At 43.8% G+C, this 1,595-nt stretch carries 1 protein-coding gene and 1 pseudogene; both read right to left on the bottom strand.

The window, feature by feature from the left end:
• Positions 1-737 precede the first annotated feature (737 nt).
• Positions 738-965 (bottom strand): hypothetical protein, encoded by a 228-nt coding sequence (locus BN93_RS05020; RefSeq protein WP_157462661.1) that lies wholly within the window; start codon positions 963-965, stop codon positions 738-740.
• A 326-nt stretch (positions 966-1,291) separates the two neighbouring features.
• A pseudogene (locus BN93_RS05015) lies at positions 1,292-1,595 on the bottom strand (MFS transporter); the annotation flags it as partial.

The following is a 1,595-nucleotide window of genomic DNA, read 5'->3' as shown; positions in this document are numbered from 1 at the left end:
TAAACAAACCTTTTAGAACCATGAAACACATGGCCCAAAAGGGCAAAATAACCATCAAAAAGTGGGATTTTAGGAGCTAAATGCGTGTAATTGGGCTTGAAAAATTACGAACATTCAACCAATCTAGAAAGGCTAAATGGTGCAAAATGCAAGTGGATTTCTTAAAAATAGACACATGGGACAGTGCGTAGGTCGTAAACTTGCGGCCAATTACCTACTTTTGAGCCTTAATTTTCGCTAGAATGGCATGGAGGTTGGGATGTGTTTTGTAAAATAAAAGCATCATATTTAACAATGGGAACTTGTTGAGAAGGGTTTGAAAGGGTACGTTCCAAGCACCGCTTTGGCTTTAACCCAAATCAGTCGTTAGAACGCTTACAACATGTTTTATGTTGTTTTCATCACTTCCTGTCCATCTTTTGTTTGCTTGTCGGCATCTTGCCTGTCTTATTCTTTTGTCGTAGTACACTACGCCTTCAAGAGTAAGATAGGCAATGTGCTCAACAATACACAAAATCTAAACGGCTCTAACGATCGATTTGGGTTTAACGCTGCTTTCATCCGCAGGAAACTTTTCTCGCTCTTGTGCGCGTATGAATGTTCGTACAAGGTGAGAAATGTTCTTGATGATGCGTGCAAAATAAAGGGGCGTGCCCGATAAGGCCGCCCCTTTGTTTGCTTGCCGTTAGCATTTTACAACTATGCTTGTTCGGATGAAGTTGAATGGCATAGCGTTTTTAAAACATGTAAGCAACAGAGGCAGAGAAAAGGTTCATTCTTGAATTGCCAAAAGATGAACTGAATTTGTTGAAACCCCTGTCGTACCCTAGCATAAACTGATACTTGTCTTTAACTTCTATTCCGAAACGGAGACCTGCTCCCCAACTGAAACGGTTCTGTATCTTTCTGCTAAGTGCATCTTTTGCAGTGAAGATATTGTCGTAAATGGTTCTTTTCTCGTTCATCGAAAAGTGCGTTTTCTCGCCATGACAATGTTCGAGCAAGCTCGACATTGTTCATTTGGCTTAACGAAAACGTTGCATTAAGTGGATATGTTGGCCAACTTTGCATAGTTTAACGATTTGGCGGGGCGCATTGAACCTGAAACAAGCAATGTTGAGATAGTCAGAACCTTGCATCGGCACACGCTTTTGTTATGTTGTTTAGGTGTGTTGGGCGTAAGACAGATGGTGGCAGCCAGCGGGGTTAAACAACATGCGCCAACTACTGCTAGTGGTAGTTGGCGCATGTGTGCGTTAAGTGGGGCGTATATGAAGTTCTATACGCTGATTTATTTCTCCTTGTCTTTTATTATCGACACGCAGAAAGTACCGATAATGAGCATTGCGCCTGCGGCCATCATCATGTGGCTTTGCACGCTGCCTAGCAGGTGCAGTATGGTGCCTCCTAAGGCGGCGGCGATGATTTGGGGAACGCAGATGGTTCCGTTAAATAGGCCTAGGTATGCGCCCATGTGTCCTTTTCCTTCCAAGGCGTTGGTTACGAAGGTGAAGGGCATGGCCAATGTGGCGGCCCAAGCGCAGCCAATGAGAATGAAAGGAACGAACATGAGGTACTTGTTGGCGATGTAGGGT

The sequence above is a fragment of the Prevotella conceptionensis 9403948 genome, assembly GCF_000312305.1.
Lineage (GTDB): Bacteria > Bacteroidota > Bacteroidia > Bacteroidales > Bacteroidaceae > Prevotella > Prevotella conceptionensis.
This window is presented reverse-complemented; position numbering and strand designations above follow the sequence as displayed.